Source organism: Cellvibrionales bacterium, assembly GCA_016713115.1.
Classification (GTDB): Bacteria; Pseudomonadota; Gammaproteobacteria; order Pseudomonadales; family UBA7239; genus UBA7239.
The window spans coordinates 2039153-2058120 of the sequence record JADJPU010000001.1 but is presented as its reverse complement, the minus strand read 5'-3'; the positions used below and the strand labels follow the sequence as shown (position 1 = coordinate 2058120).

General features: G+C 48.6%; 17 protein-coding genes. 9 read left to right on the top strand and 8 right to left on the bottom strand.

Annotated elements, in window-relative coordinates:
- Positions 1-27 precede the first annotated feature (27 nt).
- Entirely contained in the window at positions 28-2145 is a 2118-nt protein-coding gene (locus IPK30_10100; GenBank protein MBK8103600.1) for an ATP-binding protein, read from the bottom strand.
- 187 nt (positions 2146-2332) lie between these two features.
- Here IPK30_10100 and IPK30_10095 point away from each other — a divergent pair, with 187 nt between their 5' ends.
- Genes IPK30_10095 through IPK30_10070 form a run of 6 tightly spaced genes read left to right on the top strand, consistent with a single transcriptional unit; the run spans position 2333 to position 6931 of the window.
- Complete coding sequence (locus IPK30_10095; protein MBK8103599.1) at positions 2333-3457, top strand: peptide ABC transporter substrate-binding protein; 1125 nt, start codon at positions 2333-2335, stop codon at positions 3455-3457.
- Positions 3430-3936: a hypothetical protein gene (locus IPK30_10090; GenBank protein MBK8103598.1), complete on the top strand. Its 507-nt coding sequence runs from the start codon at positions 3430-3432 to the stop codon at positions 3934-3936. The genes IPK30_10095 and IPK30_10090 overlap by 28 nt, the downstream gene beginning before the upstream one ends.
- On the top strand, positions 3936-4877 hold the full coding sequence (locus tag IPK30_10085) for an ABC transporter permease (protein MBK8103597.1): 942 nt from the start codon (positions 3936-3938) through the stop codon (positions 4875-4877). Before IPK30_10090 ends, IPK30_10085 begins: the two co-directional genes overlap by 1 nt.
- A complete protein-coding gene (locus tag IPK30_10080) occupies positions 4874-6037 on the top strand; it encodes an ABC transporter permease (GenBank protein MBK8103596.1) in 1164 nt (387 codons plus the stop codon). Before IPK30_10085 ends, IPK30_10080 begins: the two co-directional genes overlap by 4 nt.
- A complete protein-coding gene (locus IPK30_10075) occupies positions 6027-6179 on the top strand; it encodes a hypothetical protein (protein MBK8103595.1) in 153 nt (50 codons plus the stop codon). The genes IPK30_10080 and IPK30_10075 overlap by 11 nt, the downstream gene beginning before the upstream one ends.
- Complete coding sequence (locus IPK30_10070; protein ID MBK8103594.1) at positions 6176-6931, top strand: ABC transporter ATP-binding protein; 756 nt, start codon at positions 6176-6178, stop codon at positions 6929-6931. The genes IPK30_10075 and IPK30_10070 overlap by 4 nt, the downstream gene beginning before the upstream one ends.
- A gap of 9 nt (positions 6932-6940) precedes the next feature.
- On the opposite strand, the gene IPK30_10065 is transcribed toward IPK30_10070, so the two are convergent.
- Together IPK30_10065 and IPK30_10060 are read right to left on the bottom strand one after the other, a co-directional pair.
- A complete protein-coding gene (locus IPK30_10065; GenBank protein ID MBK8103593.1) occupies positions 6941-7336 on the bottom strand; it encodes a type II toxin-antitoxin system VapC family toxin in 396 nt (131 codons plus the stop codon).
- Complete coding sequence (locus IPK30_10060; protein MBK8103592.1) at positions 7333-7563, bottom strand: CopG family transcriptional regulator; 231 nt, start codon at positions 7561-7563, stop codon at positions 7333-7335. The genes IPK30_10065 and IPK30_10060 overlap by 4 nt, the downstream gene beginning before the upstream one ends.
- Before the next feature lie 70 nt (positions 7564-7633).
- Here IPK30_10060 and IPK30_10055 point away from each other — a divergent pair, with 70 nt between their 5' ends.
- On the top strand, positions 7634-8413 hold the full coding sequence (locus IPK30_10055) for an ABC transporter ATP-binding protein (protein ID MBK8103591.1): 780 nt from the start codon (positions 7634-7636) through the stop codon (positions 8411-8413).
- Between the two features lie 192 nt (positions 8414-8605).
- Here the strand turns inward: IPK30_10055 and IPK30_10050 are convergent, their stop codons facing one another.
- Complete coding sequence (locus IPK30_10050) at positions 8606-9589, bottom strand: malate dehydrogenase (GenBank protein ID MBK8103590.1); 984 nt, start codon at positions 9587-9589, stop codon at positions 8606-8608.
- A 125-nt stretch (positions 9590-9714) separates the two neighbouring features.
- Between IPK30_10050 and IPK30_10045 the strand changes: the two genes are divergently transcribed.
- On the top strand, positions 9715-11262 hold the full coding sequence (locus tag IPK30_10045; protein ID MBK8103589.1) for a hypothetical protein: 1548 nt from the start codon (positions 9715-9717) through the stop codon (positions 11260-11262).
- Positions 11263-11382: 120 nt separating this feature from the next.
- Here IPK30_10045 and IPK30_10040 read toward each other — a convergent pair whose 3' ends face one another.
- Genes IPK30_10040 through IPK30_10025 form a run of 4 tightly spaced genes read right to left on the bottom strand, consistent with a single transcriptional unit; the run spans position 11383 to position 18053 of the window.
- The gene (locus IPK30_10040) at positions 11383-12003 is read right to left on the bottom strand and encodes a response regulator transcription factor (protein ID MBK8103588.1); all 621 of its coding nucleotides are present in this window, start codon (positions 12001-12003) and stop codon (positions 11383-11385) included.
- A gap of 21 nt (positions 12004-12024) precedes the next feature.
- Positions 12025-13740 (bottom strand): PAS domain S-box protein, encoded by a 1716-nt coding sequence (locus tag IPK30_10035; GenBank protein ID MBK8103587.1) that lies wholly within the window; start codon positions 13738-13740, stop codon positions 12025-12027.
- A 44-nt stretch (positions 13741-13784) separates the two neighbouring features.
- Positions 13785-16904, bottom strand: a complete 3120-nt coding sequence (locus IPK30_10030) for an efflux RND transporter permease subunit (GenBank protein MBK8103586.1) — start codon at positions 16902-16904, stop codon at positions 13785-13787.
- A 27-nt stretch (positions 16905-16931) separates the two neighbouring features.
- Positions 16932-18053, bottom strand: a complete 1122-nt coding sequence (locus tag IPK30_10025; protein ID MBK8103585.1) for an efflux RND transporter periplasmic adaptor subunit — start codon at positions 18051-18053, stop codon at positions 16932-16934.
- A gap of 218 nt (positions 18054-18271) precedes the next feature.
- Here IPK30_10025 and IPK30_10020 point away from each other — a divergent pair, with 218 nt between their 5' ends.
- Positions 18272-18943, top strand: a complete 672-nt coding sequence (locus IPK30_10020; GenBank protein ID MBK8103584.1) for a cyclic nucleotide-binding domain-containing protein — start codon at positions 18272-18274, stop codon at positions 18941-18943.
- The last annotated feature ends 25 nt before the right edge of the window (positions 18944-18968 follow it).

Here is an 18968-nt window from a genome sequence, read left to right as displayed (position 1 = left end):
TAGGATCAACTAAGACGAAAAAATATATCACACAAACCCAATTCTGCGCGTTTGGCTGCCCTCTTTCACCGCGCACTCCTCACGCAAACCCTCCAGCAAAGCATTGGCATCAGCAACAGGATGAAAGCGGTGCCGACGATGCACAGCGGCAAAGTCACCCGGCGTGAGCAAATGCAAGGCATACAGGCTTTCTTGTAAATCCAGCGATGGCTGCGCAAACCCCATGGCTGCACACTGTTTATCAAACAACTGCCACGCCTGTGCAGGGCGCAAATAATCCAGATGAATTTTCATATCAAAACGACGCAAGGCAGCTTGATCCAAGTTACTCATCAAATTGGTTGACGCAATAAACAAACCGTTAAATGCTTCCATCTGTGTGAGCATTTCATTCACTTGCGTCATCTCCCAACTGCGCTGCGCATGGCGGCGATCTTGCAAAAAACTATCTACCTCATCCAACAACAACACGGCATTGTCTTGCTCTGCTTCCGTAAACGCCTTGCGCAAGTTTGCTTCCGTGCCGCCCACCCACATACTCAAAATATCTGACAGTTTTTTACTGTGAAATGGTCGCTGCAACTGTTCTGCCAGCCATTGTGCGAACGCACTTTTTCCTGTGCCTGGTGGGCCGTACAGACAAATTCTTGCGGAAGGATTGCTGCGTATACCCTCTGCCAGCGCCTTAAGATCTACACCCGCATTAACTAGAGCTGGGTCATAGAAATCTGGCAGAGCATTAGCCGCTTGCTTCTTGATAGACGCATAACCTTGTGCCTGCAAGGTTTGATTAAACATGGATTCCAACAACTGCGGCACCTCGCCCTCATCCATATTGCTGCACACCGCACGCACGACAGAAGCAGCTCGCTGCATCACCGCCGGTGACAAATATTCGTGCTTGGCAATGCGTTTAATGTGCGCATCAGGTACTGGCAAATCAGCTACCACTTGACTCAAAATCTCTTGCCTTCTAGACATAGGTGGAACATCCAGTTCCAACACAACATCAAAGCGCCTGATAAACGCCGCATCCATGCAACTGGCATCATTACTCAGCCAGAATGCTGGTAATGGGTTCTCTTCCAGCAGTGTATTGATTTCTGCCTTGCGCAATTGCGCGGTACTTTTCCCAAAAATACTTTCTCCATCATCAAAAAAATGCTGTATTTCATCAAAAAGAATAATTACCTTCTTTGATGAGAAAAACTGTTGTGCCGCTTTGAAAGCACGCAAGCGTGACCCACCAATCATAGATCGACAATCTTCATCTTCTGAAGAGACTTCCAATAAATTGAACTGTAGTATTTTTGCCAATAAACGCACCAACTCGCTCTTTCCTGTTCCAGGTGAGCCATAGATAAGTACATTAACGCCACACTTTGTATTCGCCATAGCTGCTGGTAGATAACGCACCAATAAATCCATATCTTTCTGTATATGGCGATAATCATCCACATCCAACGTAGGAATCTTACCCTTCTTAACAATATTAGATAAGAAATCCTCTGCCGTAGAAACAGGCGATAGTAGACGGTTAGAAAACCCGTCTAATACATCAATACGGCGACGCACACTGCAATTAGCACTGCTATCCATTGACAGCAACCCACAACGAATTAACTTTCCACGCTTGGATAAAGCAGCTATTACCAAATCGTGCTCAATATTCAGTATCTGCGACAACATGCCAAAACAAATATGCGCACTAACATCATCTAGCCAGCTTGAACAAGCATGCGATAGCGAGCGATCTGTCTCCATCAACACAGAAAACACCAGCAAGCTGCATTCATCGGCATTCAAGCCTGCCACTTCCTGCAGCAATGCCATATTGCCTGCTAATACCTCGCTGTATTGCAGATCACCATTGGCAAAGCGATGCTCCAGTTCAGCATGGTTATTCTTTAATTTTTCCAGTATTTTTTTGCGATCAAAACTTCCTTCTTCAACAAACTCCTTCAAGCCTAAAAAATATGCCACGGAACTGTTGTCAAAATCATCTTTCTGAACAAACTGCCCCAAGCATCCAAACTGAAACAACATGCGCAACAACCACAAGCGCACTAAATCGGGCTCGTGTGTGCGATGCTGCAACACTGGCGACTCCTGCAACCAAGACCTTCTACCGCGGCGACTGACCATAAGCCTCTCCTAATGCACTGTGGATGAAACTTATTATCGCCCTCATGTACGACAGATCATGTCGTATAAAAACAAGGGGGTTCCATTCCCCCCAGATCATCTCAAGTGATTGATTACAGACAGGAAACTGTGCCAAGTGCCGCCTAAAATGCTACTGTGATACCACCTGCGCACAGACCACTAGATAATGTTTCCTCCCGCACTCAAAGCCTTGCTCTGCGCTTTATTGCTGCTATGCGCCCTCCCTGCCCTTGCAGGGCGCGGCGTAGACCCCGCCAGCAATAGCATCCAATTGGCACTCACTACCGAGCCGCCCAATTTGAACAGCCTCACCGCCACCGACAGCGTGAGTTTTTTTGTGCTGTCACACACGCAAGAAGGTTTACTCACATATAACGAACAAGGTGCATTAACCGGCGGCGTAGCAAAAGACTGGCACATGGACGGCACCACGGTGCGTTTTACCCTGCGCGACAACGCGCGCTGGTGTGATGGCAAACTGATCACTGCGCAAGATTTTGTGTTTGCTTGGCGCACTGCATTAAAAGCCAGCACCGCTTCGCGCTACGCGTTTATTTTGTATCCCATTCTCAATGCAAAAAAAGTGCATGAAGGAAAGTTACCACTGGATGCTTTAGGTGTTTACGCAGAAGACGCAAAACATTTGCGCGTAGAACTGGAACAAGCCACTGCATATTTTCCCAGCCTGACCACTTTTGCTACTTACTATCCTCTGCGTGAAGATTTTTACAATGCACACAGCAAAAACTACGCAGCAGATGCCGACAAACTATTGTGCAACGGCGCTTTTCGTTTAACGCACTGGATACACGGTGCCAGCTTGGTGTTGGAAAAAAATCCTAATTATTGGGATGCAGAACGCGTCAAACTGCAACGCATAACCATTCCGCATATCACCAATGATGCTGGCACTTTGTTGAATCTTTTTCAGGCGGGCGATATTGCTTTTACCGAGTTGAGCCGAGACACCCTGCCGCTCGCTTTGGAGCAGCGTCTGTATCTGCAATCTTTTAACAAAGGCATGCTGCATTACATGGAGTTTAATTTTCGACCACAGCGCCTGCTGCACAATGCCAATTTACGCAAAGCTATCAGTTTGGTGATGGATAGAAATACACTGGTCAACAAAGTGATCGCCTCTCCTGGCACCAAAGCCACCGCGCATTTTTTTCCTGATTGGCTGCCGGGTATTGCGCCGTATCACGCTGTACCAGAACCCAACATCGCAGCAGCGCAGCAAGCCTTAGCGCAAGCCAAAAAGAATTGGGGAGAGTCGAGTTACCACTGCTGACTCTGCTGATTTATGACTCGCCCGCCGTGGTGCGCCAAGCAGAATATTTGCAGCGCATGTTGCAAGAAACGCTCGGTATTACTTTGGTGATCGACAAACAAATCTTCAAACAGAAATTGGCTAAATTAAACAGTGGTGATTTTGATCTCGCTCTCTCTGCTTGGGGGCCCGATTACAACGACCCGATGACCTTTGCCGATTTACTGCATTCCGCCAATGCCAATAATCATGGACGCTATCAAAACCCGCACTATGATGCCTTGGTAGAACGCGCCGCCGCGCTGCCTGCATCCGCCGAGCGCAATCAGCTTTTTCAACAAATGGATACGATTATTCAACAAGATATTGCCGTGCTGCCCCTGAGCGAACTGGGCATTCTCTATGTGTTGGATACGCGTTTGCACAATGTGCGCCGCAGCCGTTTTGGTGATGATCCTGATTTTCGTCACGCATGGATTGCACAGGAAGGAAAGCACTGATGCTGCACTACACGCTAAAACGCATCGCCACCGGTTTACTCACAATATGGTTTATCGCCACTGCCACTTTTTTTGCCATGCACATGGTGCCGGGCGATCCTCTAGCGGATGAAAAAGCGATCCCCACCGAAATTCGCGCTGCACTGTTGGAAAAATACGGACTCAACAAACCACTGGCGCAGCAATACCTTTTATTTTTTAACAATATGCTGCACGGCGATTTTGGCATTTCTTTTACGCAACAAAATCGCTCCGTGAATGACATCATCCGTGAGCATTTTCCTATCTCTGCTGCACTCGGTTGTTTGGCCTTGTTATTTGCTCTGGCTGGTGCAGTGCTGTGGGGCGCACTCGCTGCGCGCTTTCACCGACGCTGGCCCGATTATGTGTTGATGGGCGCGGTAGTGGCCGGTATTTCCGTACCGAGTTTTGTGTTTGCCGCACTCGCGCAAGTGGCTGTGTTGCGGCTCAATCAATCACTAGGCACACAGTTGCCGCTCGCCGGTTGGGGATCCATCGCACAAATGTTGTTGCCCGCTTGGGTATTGGGGCTGGGCACGATGGCTTACATGGCGCGTTTGATGCGTTCATCCTTGCTGGATGTGAAAAACGCCGCTTACATTCGCACCGCGCGCGCTAAACAATTATCAGCCACGCGAATTTTTTGGATACACAGTTTGCGCAACGCCATGCTGCCCGTTTTGGCTTTGTTAGGGCCAGCGATTGCTGCGATTACCACCGGCGGTTTTGTGGTGGAAACCGTATTCGCCATCCCCGGCCTCGGTCGCTATTTTGTGCAAGCCGTGCAACAACTCGATTACACCGTGATTATGGGCACCACCGTTTTTTACGGCAGTTTTTTAGTGCTGATGGTTTTGGTGGTGGATTTATTCACCGCGCTACTCGACCCACGCATTCGCCTACAGGATGCGCGCGCATGAGTGATACAGCGAACACACACAGCAGTTTGTGGCGCGATGTGCAGCGCGATGTTATGCACAACCCTGCGGCGATGATTGGTTTTTCGTTTTTACTGCTGATTTTTTTATTTTGCACACTGGGAAAATTGGTATGGCGAGTAGATGCCAATGCGATTGATTTAACGCAAATCTCGCAAGCACCTAATCGTGGCGTACTCACTACCGTGATCGACACACAAAACGCATTACATCCACCATCCAACAGCCCCGTCACGCAATTTCAAAGTTTATCCGGTGCGAGTACAGAAAAAGTTTCACTGGCTTGGCCTGTGCATGACATAAAAAACTATCGGTTATACCGCCATATTTTGCCGCCGTCTGGCATGAAAGATCTCGGCTTGCCGTTAGCGGATATCACCGCAACTGCTGCTGATACTGTTTTGCACTATGACGATACGCTTCTGCTAGAAAATCGTCGTTACTACTATTCACTGCAAACCTTGAGCGATAAAAGTCATTATCAAACGATTGCAGTGGATGTCGCGCACGCCACGCCGCTCGCGCAATTACAGCAATCGGGTTTGTTATCAAAAAATGAACCCACACCAGAAAGATTATTACTGCCCGCGCATCCTTTCGGTACCGATAAATTAGGTCGCGATATGTTGGCGCGTTTGATGGAAGGCGGTCGCACCTCACTATTTATCGGCTTCACCGCGCCACTGCTCTATGTGTTGTTCGGCGCGCTGTACGGCGCTATAGCCGGTTATCGCGGCGGGCGCACCGATACGCTGATGATGGCCTTTGCTGATTTTATGATCGCGCTGCCATTTTTATTGTTTGTGATTTTGTTGCGCATTGCCTTTGGTATCGGCCCTGGCGACAGCGGCATCACGGCCTTAATTGTCGCACTGCTGTTATTGAGTTGGCCAAATACCGCGCGCTTGGTGCGCACCCAGGTGTTGCAACTGCGAAAAATGGCCTATGTGGATGCCGCGCGCTTACAAGGCGCGTCCGGTTTTTATATTGTGTGCAAACACATGCTGCCCAATGTGCTGCCTAGCATTTTGGTCACGCTCAGCTTTGCTATTCCCTCTGCTATTTTTACCGAAGCGTTTTTTATCGTTTATCGGTTTAGGTGTTACACCACCCGCTACTTCGTGGGGGGCAATGTGCAATGACGGTTTATCCACCCTGCTCACTCATCCGCACGAATTATTATTTCCGGCTTTTTTTATCAGCGTCACAGTTTTAGCGTTTAACTTGGTGGGCGATGCACTGCGCGATGCACTGGATGTGCAAGTACGGGAGTCGCGCACATGAGCTTGCTGCACATTGAAAACTTGCAGGTGAGCATTCCCACTGCGAAAGGCATGGTGCATCCGGTGCGCAAAGTGAGCCTGCAGTTGCAACAAGGCGAAATGCTGGCGCTGGTGGGAGAATCTGGCAGCGGCAAAAGCATCACCGCGCAAGTCATTATGGGGCTGTTACCGAACAATGCATCGGTATCTGGGAAAACCCTGCACTTTGAGCGAAAAAAAATTGCCATGATTTTTCAAAATCCGATGGCGACTTTTAATCCCGTTTTAACCATTGGTTACCAAATTGCCGAGCCACTGCGCGTACTGCACGGTTACAGTAAAAAAGCTGCCGAAGCCGAAGCCATACAACTTTTAGAAAGAATGCAGATACGCGATGCCGCACAAAAAATGCAGCGTTATGCACACGAGTTTTCTGGCGGCATGTTGCAGCGCGCCGCCATTGCCATGGCACTGGCTTGCAAACCGCAACTCTTGATTGCCGATGAACCTACTACCGCGCTGGATGTTTCCACCCAAGCCGAAGTGATGCAACTGCTTGCTGAACTGCGCCGCGAAAAAAATCTCGGTATTTTATTTATCACGCATGATTTGGCATTAGTGGCGCAACAAGCTGAGCGCGTGGCGGTGATGTATCGCGGTGAGATTGTCGAAACCGGCATCACACGCACAGTTTTAACGCAGCCGCAGCATGTTTATACAAAAACTTTGTTGGCTGCATTGCCAGTCGCACTAACAAAATACAGCATTAGCTAATCGGCTCCACTAAAACCAATCCTCAAGTACTAAACCTTTGATCCGCTCAAACTCGCGCGTATTGTGCGTGACCAATGTTGCCTTTTTCGCCATTGCAGTGGCAGCAATCAAAACATCGTAAGCACCGATGGGCTGGCCGTTTTTTTCGAGACGCGTACGAATAACTGCCGCCGCCTCTGCTTCAGACAACCCAAAGGGCAACACTTGCGCGGCTGCTGTGAGCGCGTTGAGCTGCTGGCGGCGTTTGTGCGGCGCGCTGGATTTGGCAATGCCCACTTCCAACTCGTACAGCACGATAGCGGGAATAGCGATATCGCTCGGTGCAGTGCCGAGCAGTTTCTCTGGCACGCGCCCCATGCCTTTGAAGAAGTAAATCAGGGTGTTTGTGTCCAGCACCCACATCACAAGCCTTCCCTTTGGCTATCTTGTGCCGCGTTATCGCGTATTTCCTCCTGCGAGGGAAAATCTTTCCAGCTTCCCGCTGTTTCGCGCACTTCATGCGGCCATTCGTTGCTCAATTTTTCACGGATGATGGCCGCCACCCACTTACTTTTGGACAGGTTGCGCGCTTTGGCATCCGCCGCCATCTTGGTTTCCAACGCATCTTCGAGGTAGATTGTCACTTGTCCCATATTGCCACCCTCAAAAAATATATGTGGGATTATATGTGCAATCTCCCATCTCACACCATAATAACTTCCCATGACTGACCTGCTGCGCATCACCCAACTCCACAAACACTTCGGCAAGACACCCGTGCTGCAAGACATCAACCTGTCAGTAACCAAGGGGGAAGTGCTGGGTTTGGCGGGAGAATCCGGCTCTGGCAAATCCACGCTCGCACTGTGTATTGCCGGTTTGCACGCTTATGGCAGCGGCGAGATTCTGTGCAATGGCACCCCGTTATCGGTGCAACGCGCAGCGCAGAATTTTCGCCAGCAAGCGCAGCATATACAGATGGTGTTTCAAGACCCACTCTCCTCCATCAATCCACGCATGACCATTGCCGACACACTGCTGGAACCTTTGCGTTTGAACAAGATAGGCACAGCGGATGAACAACGCGCAGAAGCGGAACATTGGATGGAGCGTATCGGTTTGCGTGTGAATGATTTGCAACGCTATCCGCACAGTTTTTCTGGCGGGCAGTTGCAGCGTATTGGCATTGCGCGCGCACTTATCAGCAAACCGCAATTATTGATTTGTGATGAACCAGTGTCTGCGTTGGATGTGACTACGCAAGCGCAAATTCTTGAACTGCTTTCCAACTTGCGCAGAGAATTGGGATTGACGCTGCTATTTATCAGCCACGATCTCGCTACCATGCGGCAGTTTTGTGATCGCATCGCGGTGATGCAAGCAGGGAAAATTGTTGAACAGGGAAAAGTCGTTGAGGTGCTGGAAAATCCACAACATCCTTATACGAAAAAATTGGTGCGCAGCAGTCCATTATTAAACGACGCCCTCGTTCTTCAGGCATAAAAAAACGCAGCCGGAGCTGCGTTTCTTCGTAACGATCATTCGTACGGCTTACACCATATTGTGCAGCCAGTAGACCATCACACTAACGAACAGAGCAATGAGAGAGATGGCAGCAAAAGCATCTGCGCAGCCATCTGCTTCACATCCACCACAGTTTTTATTTTCATGTTGAGCCATGGAAAAACCCTCGGATCAGTTAGGGAGCAAGTGTTTAACGCCATCGCGCTCTTCGCAGAGTTCCTGCTCAGTCGCTTTCATTTTGGCGCGCGAGAAATCAGAAATTTCCAGCCCTTGTACAATTTCCCAATCGCCGTTTTTGCACACGCAAGGGAAAGAGTAGATCAAGCCTTTTTCAATGCCGTAAGAACCGTCAGAGTACACACCCATAGATACCCAATCGCCTTCCGCTGTACCCAGAGCCCAAGTGCGCATGTGATCAGCCGCCGCATTGGCTGCTGATGCCGCAGAAGAAGCACCGCGTGCTTTGATGATGGCCGCGCCGCGCTGTTGCACAGTAGGAATGTAATCGTTTTCGTACCAAGCGCGATCTACCAAACCTTCCGCTGCTTTGCCATCCACCAACGCGTTGGAGATGTCTGGATATTGCGTAGCACTGTGGTTGCCCCAGATAGTGATTTTCTTCACATCGTTGACGGTCTTGCCGGTTTTGCCAGCGAGCTGTGCCATGGCGCGGTTGTGATCCAAGCGCGTCATGGCGGTGAATTGGCGCGGATTGATGGACGGTGCGTTGCGCTGTGCAATCAGCGAGTTAGTGTTGGCAGGGTTGCCTACCACCAATACCTTGATCGATTTTTTGGCAACCGCATCAATCGCTTTGCCTTGCACGGAGAAAATGGCCGCGTTGGCTTCCAACAAATCTTTGCGTTCCATACCAGGGCCACGAGGGCGCGCGCCAACCAGCAGTGCGTAATCTGTGTCTTTGAAGGCCACCATTGGGTCATCGGTGCAGACCATGCCTGCCAGCAGCGGGAATGCGCAGTCATCCAATTCCATCGCCACACCTTTCAGCGCTTCCAGCGCCGGTGTGATTTCCAGCATTTGCAAAATAACGGGCTGATCTGGGCCGAGCATGGAACCAGAAGCGATGCGGAACAACAGGGAATAGCTGATCTGGCCGGCGGCGCCGGTCACGGTGACACGAACAGGCTGTTTCACGATAGGAACTCCAGTGTGGTGAGTGGACGAGGATAGCGAGCCGACAGAACCTTTTGAGTTGAGTTGAGCTGGCGACAGGTATCACCCAAAATGCGGGACACATTATAGGGAAAAAACGACTCGCCGTGCGCCTTGGAATCCACCTCACACACCCACTGACCGCGATTGTTCTCTGCACAATGCCGTTGTGGATTTACGGCATCCTCTGTGGTTCGACAGGGCATGACGACTCTCATATCACCTTCTGGCAAGCGCACACGCTGTTAGCGGAGGGACAACTGCTCAATTACAACGGCGAACGACTGGAGCAATCGAGCAGCTTGTTGGCGATTGTTTTAACGGCACTACTCTCGCTACTCACACCGCTTTCCATCGTAAACAGTGGCTATCTCATCAATCTATTGAGTGCACTGAGCGTTATTGCACTGGTTTATTTTTTGTCACGACGCGCTGGTGCCGCACAGCCATGGCTACCCGCCCTGCTCACCGCACTCACGCCCTACTTTGCTTACTGGGCGTGGTCCGGTATGGAAAGCACGCTCGCTGCTGGTGCTGCCTTGCTATTTATTTTTTCTGCATACACATTCCTTCTTACTCCCACGCTCAAAACGAGTGCTGTGTTCTGGCTTATAACCCTCATGCTAGCCAGCGTGCGCCCAGAGATGATAGTTATTGGCAGCGCTTTTTTTATGATGGCCGCGTTATTTCTGCAACGCCCATCACTGTTATTTTTTCTCACTGCATTTCTTGCATTGGCGCTGTGGCGTTACATTTATTTTGGTCTGTGGTTTCCCAACCCCGTCTACGCTAAAAGTGGCGCGCCGGATACCGCGCAGCTACAACGCGGCGTGGAATATTTTTTGCGTTTATATCGCCATCCCTTATCAATAATTGGTGTTTCGATGACTTTGCTCTTGCTAGGCATGAGCTACATCACGCATTTTCAACAACGCAAAAAAAATGCACTGCCTTTTTTATGCAGCTTATGGGTATTGCTCTACGGAAGTTTTGTTATTACTAGCGGCGGCGACTGGATGAAAGAAGGCCGCTTTTGGGTGCCACTCATTCCTCCACTATGGCTAGCCATTTACACAGCATTTCCAATAGGAAAAACCGCACAGTTAATCCGTTATGGCTTACCGGTATTACTAATTGCCTACACGCCATTTTTTATTGATCGCTATAGTTTAGGCACACCCACCTGGCAACACGCCGCCCCAAAAAAGATTGCCAGTGATCATGCTTCTTTTTTTGAAATAGCCAACCGCGAGCATTTGCGCGACTGGCTGGCGCTACGCGCCTTGCAACAACAGATACGCGAAATCAATCCCTCACCAGAACAACCGCTCACACTGATGAGCAAACAGATGGGCATGGTGAACTATCATTTATTTACTGAATTTGGCAACCGCTTGCGTGTTTGGGACATGGCGGGCTTGGTGGATAACACGCTGCGCGACTGCACCGTGATGGCGCAAGACGGCTTTGACAAACAGGGATTGCGCATCAACTACCGCAAGTTTTTTGAACGCTTACCGCAGGCTGAGCGCGAATGCGGCTTGCGCGCGCCAGACATTATTTATGACATCTACGGCTGGGGAGAAACTACTCCCCTGCCCGATTTTCTGCGCATGCGGGCTATACCATTGTTTTCAATCAAACGGGGCGCGTGAACATGGCTCTCGGCATTGATATCACTGCGCAGGAAACTGTCGCCGTAAAAACCGCACTACTAAAAAATAAAAACACACCAACGCTCAGCATTAATTTCAATCAAGCACTGGCGCAAGGTCTTACAGCTCGCCCCTAGCTTTCATCACCAAGCGCACCAATTGTGCGAGCGAGCGAGCTTTCATTTTATCCATCACATTCGCTCGATGAATTTCTACCGTGCGCTGTGAAACATTGAGATCAATAGCGACCACTTTATTGGCCTTGCCATCCACCACTTGCTCCATCACTTCACGCTCACGCTCCGTCAGTGAATCAATGCACTTCAAAATTTCAGCTTTCTGTAATTTTTCAACGCGAGCACTGGCATCCTCTTCCAACACTTCACGAATGCGGTCGATCAACTCCTGATCGCGAAACGGCTTTTGTACAAAATCCGCTGCGCCAGCCTTTATTGCTTTCACTGCCATCGGCACATCGCCATGACCAGTGATAAAGATAATAGGCAGCATGGATTCCATTTGTTTGAGCTTTTCTTGCAATTCCAAGCCGCTCATACCCGGCATACGAATATCCAATACCAAACAACCCGCTCGTGCAGGGTTATAACTTTTCAAAAAATCCTGTGCCGATGGAAAACTTTCTACTTTTAGCCCGACGGATTTCAGCAGAAACGCCAGCGATTCACGCACAGCATCATCATCATCAACAACAAAAACCGTAGCTTCAGGTAAGACTGACATTGTTGCCATCTTGCATTTCTCCTATGCGTTTTGCGCAGTCAATAATAAGGTAAAGGTTGCGCCCATACCGTTTGCATTATTACTCACAGACAGATGACCTCCATGCGCAGTCACAATCGTTTCACTGATTGACAACCCCATCCCCATTCCCGCTGCTTTCGTGGTGAAGAAAGGTGCAAACACCTGCTTCAGCGCATCTTCACTTAAACCAGAGCCGGTATCAACCACACGAACGCTCACCTTGCCGTCACTTTCCCGCTGCGTATAAACATCTACTCGCGCTCGCTCGCGCGGCGTTTCATCCATTGCTTCCAACGCATTGCGAATTAAATTCAGGATCACTTGTTGAATTTGCACGGTATCAACGCGCACAGCAGGAACCTGTTCTGCCAAATGCAGATAAACAGGAATGCCATGCCGGTGTGCATCCACTTCAGCTAGCTGCACCACTTCCGACACCAGCTCATTGGCATTGATCAACTCCAATTCCGATGCGCTTTTATTAATAAAACTGCGCAAACGACGAATTACTTCACCGGCGCGCACTGCTTGCGTCGCAATTTTTTCCAATGGCTCACGCAAGGTTTGTACATCAGCCTGCCCATTCTCCAACAGGCGCACCGAACCCTGCGCATAGGCAGAAATAGCCGTCAGCGGCTGATTAATTTCATGTGCAATGCCGGCCGCCATTTCCCCCATCGTAGACAGTCGCGCCATGTGCGCTAAATGCTCTCTGGCATCGGCCACTTCTTTTTCTTTTCTGCGCAGTTCAATTTCCGCCAAACGGCGATCGGTAATATCCAACAGCGTTGTTAGTATCACCTTGCGGCTGCCAATGCGCACCATTTTCAACATGACATCCAGATCAATTTCCGTATCATCTTTGCGCAGGCTGCGCCAAATAAAATATTGCGGCTTCCCTTGTGCTGCCAACTCAAAACGATTGCGCGTTACATCAACTAACTCTCCTTCATCTTCACGATGTCTCGGTGCAAAATCTGCAATACGCCGACCAATAATTTCACTCTTATCGTAACCCAGTAAGCGAACCACTTGATCGTTGCACTCTTCAATGCGATCACTAATAACCATTAAGCCTTCATTGGCATTATCAAATAGCGATCGATACTTAGATTCATTTTCTTCTAAAGTATCCAGCAAAGGCTTTGTAATTTTGTTCAGCAGCAAACTGCCAACAACAATAATGCACAGCGTTGCCAACGAGGCATACAGTGCAATATAGATAAAAGGCTGACGCACTTCTGCGGCATCTATTTTTACCACCACACCAAGATTCATGTTTTCAACGGGAACAAATGCCGCCAGCACATCAACACTCCGATAATCTTTTGTAAAAATTACACCCGCATGACCATCCAGTGCTAACCGCATTGCCTGTACGCGCGCATCATCATCTGCCATCACCTGCGCCGCTTGAGTATCAAAACGAAAAGGCGACACAAAATGAATCGCATTGCCCTCACGGTAGGCAAACAACATCTCGCCGCTGTCAGTAATCACCGGATTGCGCGCCAAAGTCTGACGAATATGCTCTAGCACCAAGCTAGGAGGTTCGGCATTTAATCGCGTCTGCTCTGGCACCAACGCCATCACCGACTGCAACATACTGGCTTGATGCTCGGCATAACTGATCATAATGCGTTTATTTTGTTCGGTAACCGACATGAACAAAACAAAAATGGTAACACCCAACACCATGATAGCGACGCTGGACATTACCAAAATCAGTTGGAAAACTCTGTTGCGGTTATGAATACCCATCACATATCAACGGCTGGTTTCTTTTTCCCCAACTTACCCACTACTACCACAAAAAATACCGGCACAAAAAAGATCACCAAAAAAGTTGACGCCAGCAATCCACCGGAAACACCAATACCAATGGCATTACGACTGGCTGCTCCAGCTCCAGTCGACAACGCTAGCGGTAACACACCAAACAAAAAGGCCATGGATGTCATGATGATAGGACGCAAACGCAAATGCGAAGCCTCTAACACAGCATCCAGCAATGACACACCGCGCTCATATTGCTCACGCGCAAACTCTACGATGAGAATTGCGTTCTTAGAAGCCAAGCCCACCGTTGTTAATAATCCAACCTGAAAATACACATCATTGGATAAACCAAACAGTTTGGCTGCAATCAAAGCTCCCAGCACGCCCAACGGCACAACCAAAATAACGGAAAAAGGAATCAGCCAACTTTCATACAGTGCCGCCAAGCATAAAAATACCGCCAAGATAGAAATTGCATACAACAATGGCGCCTGCTTACCCGCTTGTTTTTCTTCACGCGACAATCCTGTCCATTCAAAACCAAACCCGCTAGGCAATTGCGCAACCAACTCTTCCATTGTTTTCATTGCATCACCTGAACTTTTTCCTAATGCCGCAGTGCCTTGTATCTGTACAGATGGTACGCCATTGTGCCGCTCCAGTTTTGGTGAGCCATACGCCCAATGACCGCTGGCAAAAGCAGAAAACGGCACCATTTCTCCTGCACGATTGCGCACATACCATTTATTCAAATCATTCGGCTGCATACGGGATGCTGCCTCTCCCATCACATACACACGCTTCACACGGCCGCGATCAATAAAATCATTCACATATGAAGAACCAAACGCTGCTGTCATTGTGCTGTAAACATCCGACAAATCGAGCCCCAATACGCTGGCGCGCTCTTGATTGATATCCAATTGATATACCGGCGTGTCATCCAAGCCATTAGCTCGCACACGCATAACATCGCTTGTTTTTTTCGACGCCATTTCAATAAGCTGATTGCGAGCATCCATCAACGCCAGATGTCCATGACCGGCGCGATCTTGTAATTGCATATCAAACCCTGTGGAGTTACCCAACTCCTGAACTGGCGAAGGATTAATTGCAAAAACATTGGCTTCACGAATATTTCGAAAATAACTTGTAGCGCGCTGAATCACTGCTTGCACAGATTTCTCTTTATCTTTCCTTTCACTCCATGGCTTTAGCCGCGTAAACATTTGCCCCATATTCTGACCAGAACCGGCCCAACTGAATCCAGCAACATAAAACACAGACTGCACGCTATCCTTTTCTTGATCTAAATAATAATCGCGAACTTTTTCCAAAACAGCCACAGTTTGCTCACGCGAGGATCCAACAGGTAAAGAAATCACATTGACAAAAGACCCTTGATCTTCCTCCGGCACAAACGATGTAGGCAAACTCACAAACAAATACACAACAACTGCAACAATTGCAGCATACGCAAAAAACACTAGGCGAACATGCTTTACCCACCTGGCTACGCTGTTGCGGTATTTTTCTGACGCGCTTTGAAATACTCGATTAAACCAGCCATAAAATCCGCTTGTACTCTCTGTATTATGCGAAACAGGCTTTAAGAAAGTGGCACACAGAGACGGCGTAAGAATCAACGCTGTTAATACAGACAACACCATTGCAGCAACCATCGTCAAAGTAAATTGACGATAAATGGCACCACTAGACCCACTTAAGAATGCCATAGGAATAAGTACCGCAACCAAAACCAAACCTATCCCTATTAATGCTCCAGAAATTTGAGACATCGCTTTATAGGTTGCCTCTTTCGGTGACAACTTTTCTTCACTCATGATGCGCTCAACACTTTCAACAACTACGATCGCATCATCCACCAACAACCCCATTGCCAACACAAGACCAAACATGGTCAGCAAATTGACCGAAAAACCGGCCACCTCCATAACAGCAAAAGTACCCAGCACCACAACAGGAATCGCTATAGTCGGCACTAAAGTGGCACGCCAATTTTGCAAGAATACAAAAATAACAAGGAACACCAGCACAATTGCTTCTAGCAGTGTTTTGACCACTTCTTCAATAGAAATCCTTATAAAAGGAATCATGTCATAGGGATAATTCACTTCTATGCCTTGTGGAAAATAAGGCGCAAGTTCAGCTATTTTTTTTCTCACTCCCTCAGCTGTTTCCAGGGCGTTAGCGCCTGGTGTAGGAGTAATAGCTAAAGCGGAAGCTGGCGAACGATTATATGAACCGATAACACTGTAGCTATCCGCACCGCGCTCAATGCGCGCCACATCTTTTAAGCGTACCTGCGATCCATCTGTATTGACTCGCAAAATAATGCCACTAAATTGCTCGACAGTTTGCAAACGACTTTGCGCCATGATGGTAACATTCAGTCTCTGGCCTTCCACTGTCGGCCCCCCACCCAACTGACCAGCTGCAACTTGTACGTTTTGTGCTTTTATCGCTTGCATCAAATCAACTGGCGTCAAATTAAATGCCTGTAATTTTTCAGGCTGCATCCAAATACGCATGGCATATTGCGTACCGAGCAAATTAACCAAACCTACGCCATTCACACGAGATATAGGATCTTGCAAATTCGATGCAATAAAATCACCGAGATCTACGCTGTTCATGCTGCCATCCGCAGACGAAACAGTCATCACCATCAAAAAGCTTCTGCTGGCTTTTGCCACCTGCAATCCTTGCTGTTGCACTTCAGGAGGCAACATACGCATCGCCAACTGCAATTTATTTTGCACTTGCACTTGAGCTATATCCGGATCGGTTCCTTGAGAAAAAGTTAGCGTGATACTCGCTCGACCAGAATCGCTGCTATTCGATGAAATATATTCCAAATGATCAATGCCATTCATCTGCTGCTCAATCACCTGCGTCACACTGTCTTCCAATGTTTTGGCTGATGCCCCAGGATAGCTAGCAGAAATAGAAACCGATGGCGGCGCCAAACGCGGGTAGATAGCAACAGGCAATTGCGTCAACGCCAAAATACCCGCCAGCATCACAACAATCGCCAATACCCAAGCAAAAACGGGTCTACTAATAAAAAAATGGCTCATACGAAGTACTCTACCTTGTGCTTCTTGCTATGGATTTGTCATAGCAGAGGAAAGCGCCGCTGCTGAAGATGCAATTTTTACAGCAACGCCTGGTTTTATTTTTTGCAAGCCTTCGGTAATAACGCGATCTCCCGCTTGAACACCTCCAGTCACCAGCCATTGATTGCCAACTGAACGATTAATTTGCAGTACCCGCCGCTCAACGGTGTTGTTCGCATCCACGATTAAGGTCGTCGCCTGACCCGTCACACTGTATGTCACCGCTTGCTGCGGAACCAACAAGCCCTGCTGATCCACGCCCACTTCTAACTGCGCGCGCACAAACATACCCGGCAACAACACATGCTTGGGATTTTGAAAAATAGCGCGCAGCGTTACAGAGCCCGTGCTTTCATCAACACTAATATCAGAAAACTGCAACCGCCCTACTTCAGAATAGACGGAACCATCTTCCAATTTTAATGAAACTGCCGGGCCGCTTTTATCCGCTTGTTGTAATACACCTTTTTCCAAATCCTGTCGTAAACGCAATACTTCAGCGCTGGATTGCGACACATCTACATAAACAGAATCCAGTTGTTGCACAGTAGCCAACAGCGTTGCATCACTCTGCCGCACATAGGCGCCTTCAGTAACTTGCGACTTTCCAATTCTTCCATCAATCGGCGCGCGAACTTCGGTATAACTCAAGCGTATACGCGCAGCATCCAATACAGCCATTGCCGCTTCCACATCGGCTTTTGCCTGTTTCTGCGCAGCGCTAATGTCATCAAAATCTTGTTGGCTGATCGCGCGCCGTTTGATTAACTCATTTGAGCGTCTCGATTGCAGACTGCGCGTGGTTAAATTCGCATTTGCGCGCGCCAAAGCAGCGTTGGCACTGTTTACTTCCGCTTGATATGGCGCAGCATCAATCCGATACAACAACTGTCCTGCTTTGACATCACTACCTTCCGTGAATTCTTGTTTTAGCACCACGCCATCCACGCGCGCACGCACCTGCGCCACGCGCAAAGGCGCAACACGCCCAGGCAATTCGTTCACAATATGCACTGCCTGTGGTTGCACCACGACAACAGCTACTTCCGGCACCGCTGGCTGCGGCGCAACAGGCGCCTTACCACACGCTGCTAGAAACGATACTGACAATAGGCCTCCTGCCAATTTTACGAATAGATGACGCTTTACAGCTGTCATGGCACAACCTCTGATTTTGGAGACACCACATCATTGTCTTACTAAATACCTGTCTCGTAACTAATGAAATCCCACTAATTAAATACACTTTACAACCCGCCACAGTTCTGCACAAAGAACTGTGATAACCTCGTGCGGAACATCATCTACTTAGGGAAGTGAAGCCCGGTATGAAAGCCATCCCCATCGCTAATTACCCTCAAGATACGGCCAATGCTTTTATCAATGGCATCGCCTTCGTCAACGAAGTACGCACTGTTGATAAAAGCCAATTAGATGTCCTGATGAAAAATGCCTGTTTCATGGAATTTAACAGTGGTGAAATCTTATTAACTGCAGGCAAAGCCGGTCGGCGCTACTCTTTTTTGCTGAAAGGACAACTCTCGGTATATCCCGACGATGACACCAATGCTCCCGCTATCAATCAACTCACGCCCGGACAAAACTTTGGCGGGCTATCCATCATTTGTAAAACACGCCGCACCGCTACCATTGCTGTCAGCCCTGACTGTAAAACTGCATTAATTTTGTCACTGGATTTGACGGGGCTAGGTGAGCTGCATGACTTCAGCGTTTACACCCTGCAGACAAAACTGGCGCTCTACCGCGCCATCGTCAACAACACGCGCTGGCAACTGGAGTTGTACAAAATGGATTACCCCACGCATCCGCTGACACTACGCGGAAAATCTATTGAAGTTTACATTGGGTCACGCAATACGGAGCAAGAATTGGTCAGTCTTGATCGACAAGCACATCAATTGGTCGAGATGATTATGGAGTGGAATCAAGCACTGCTGACTCAGGAAACAATCAATGAGGCCAGCGGCACTTGGCTCTAATTTTCTACAGCCAGCAGATACAAAA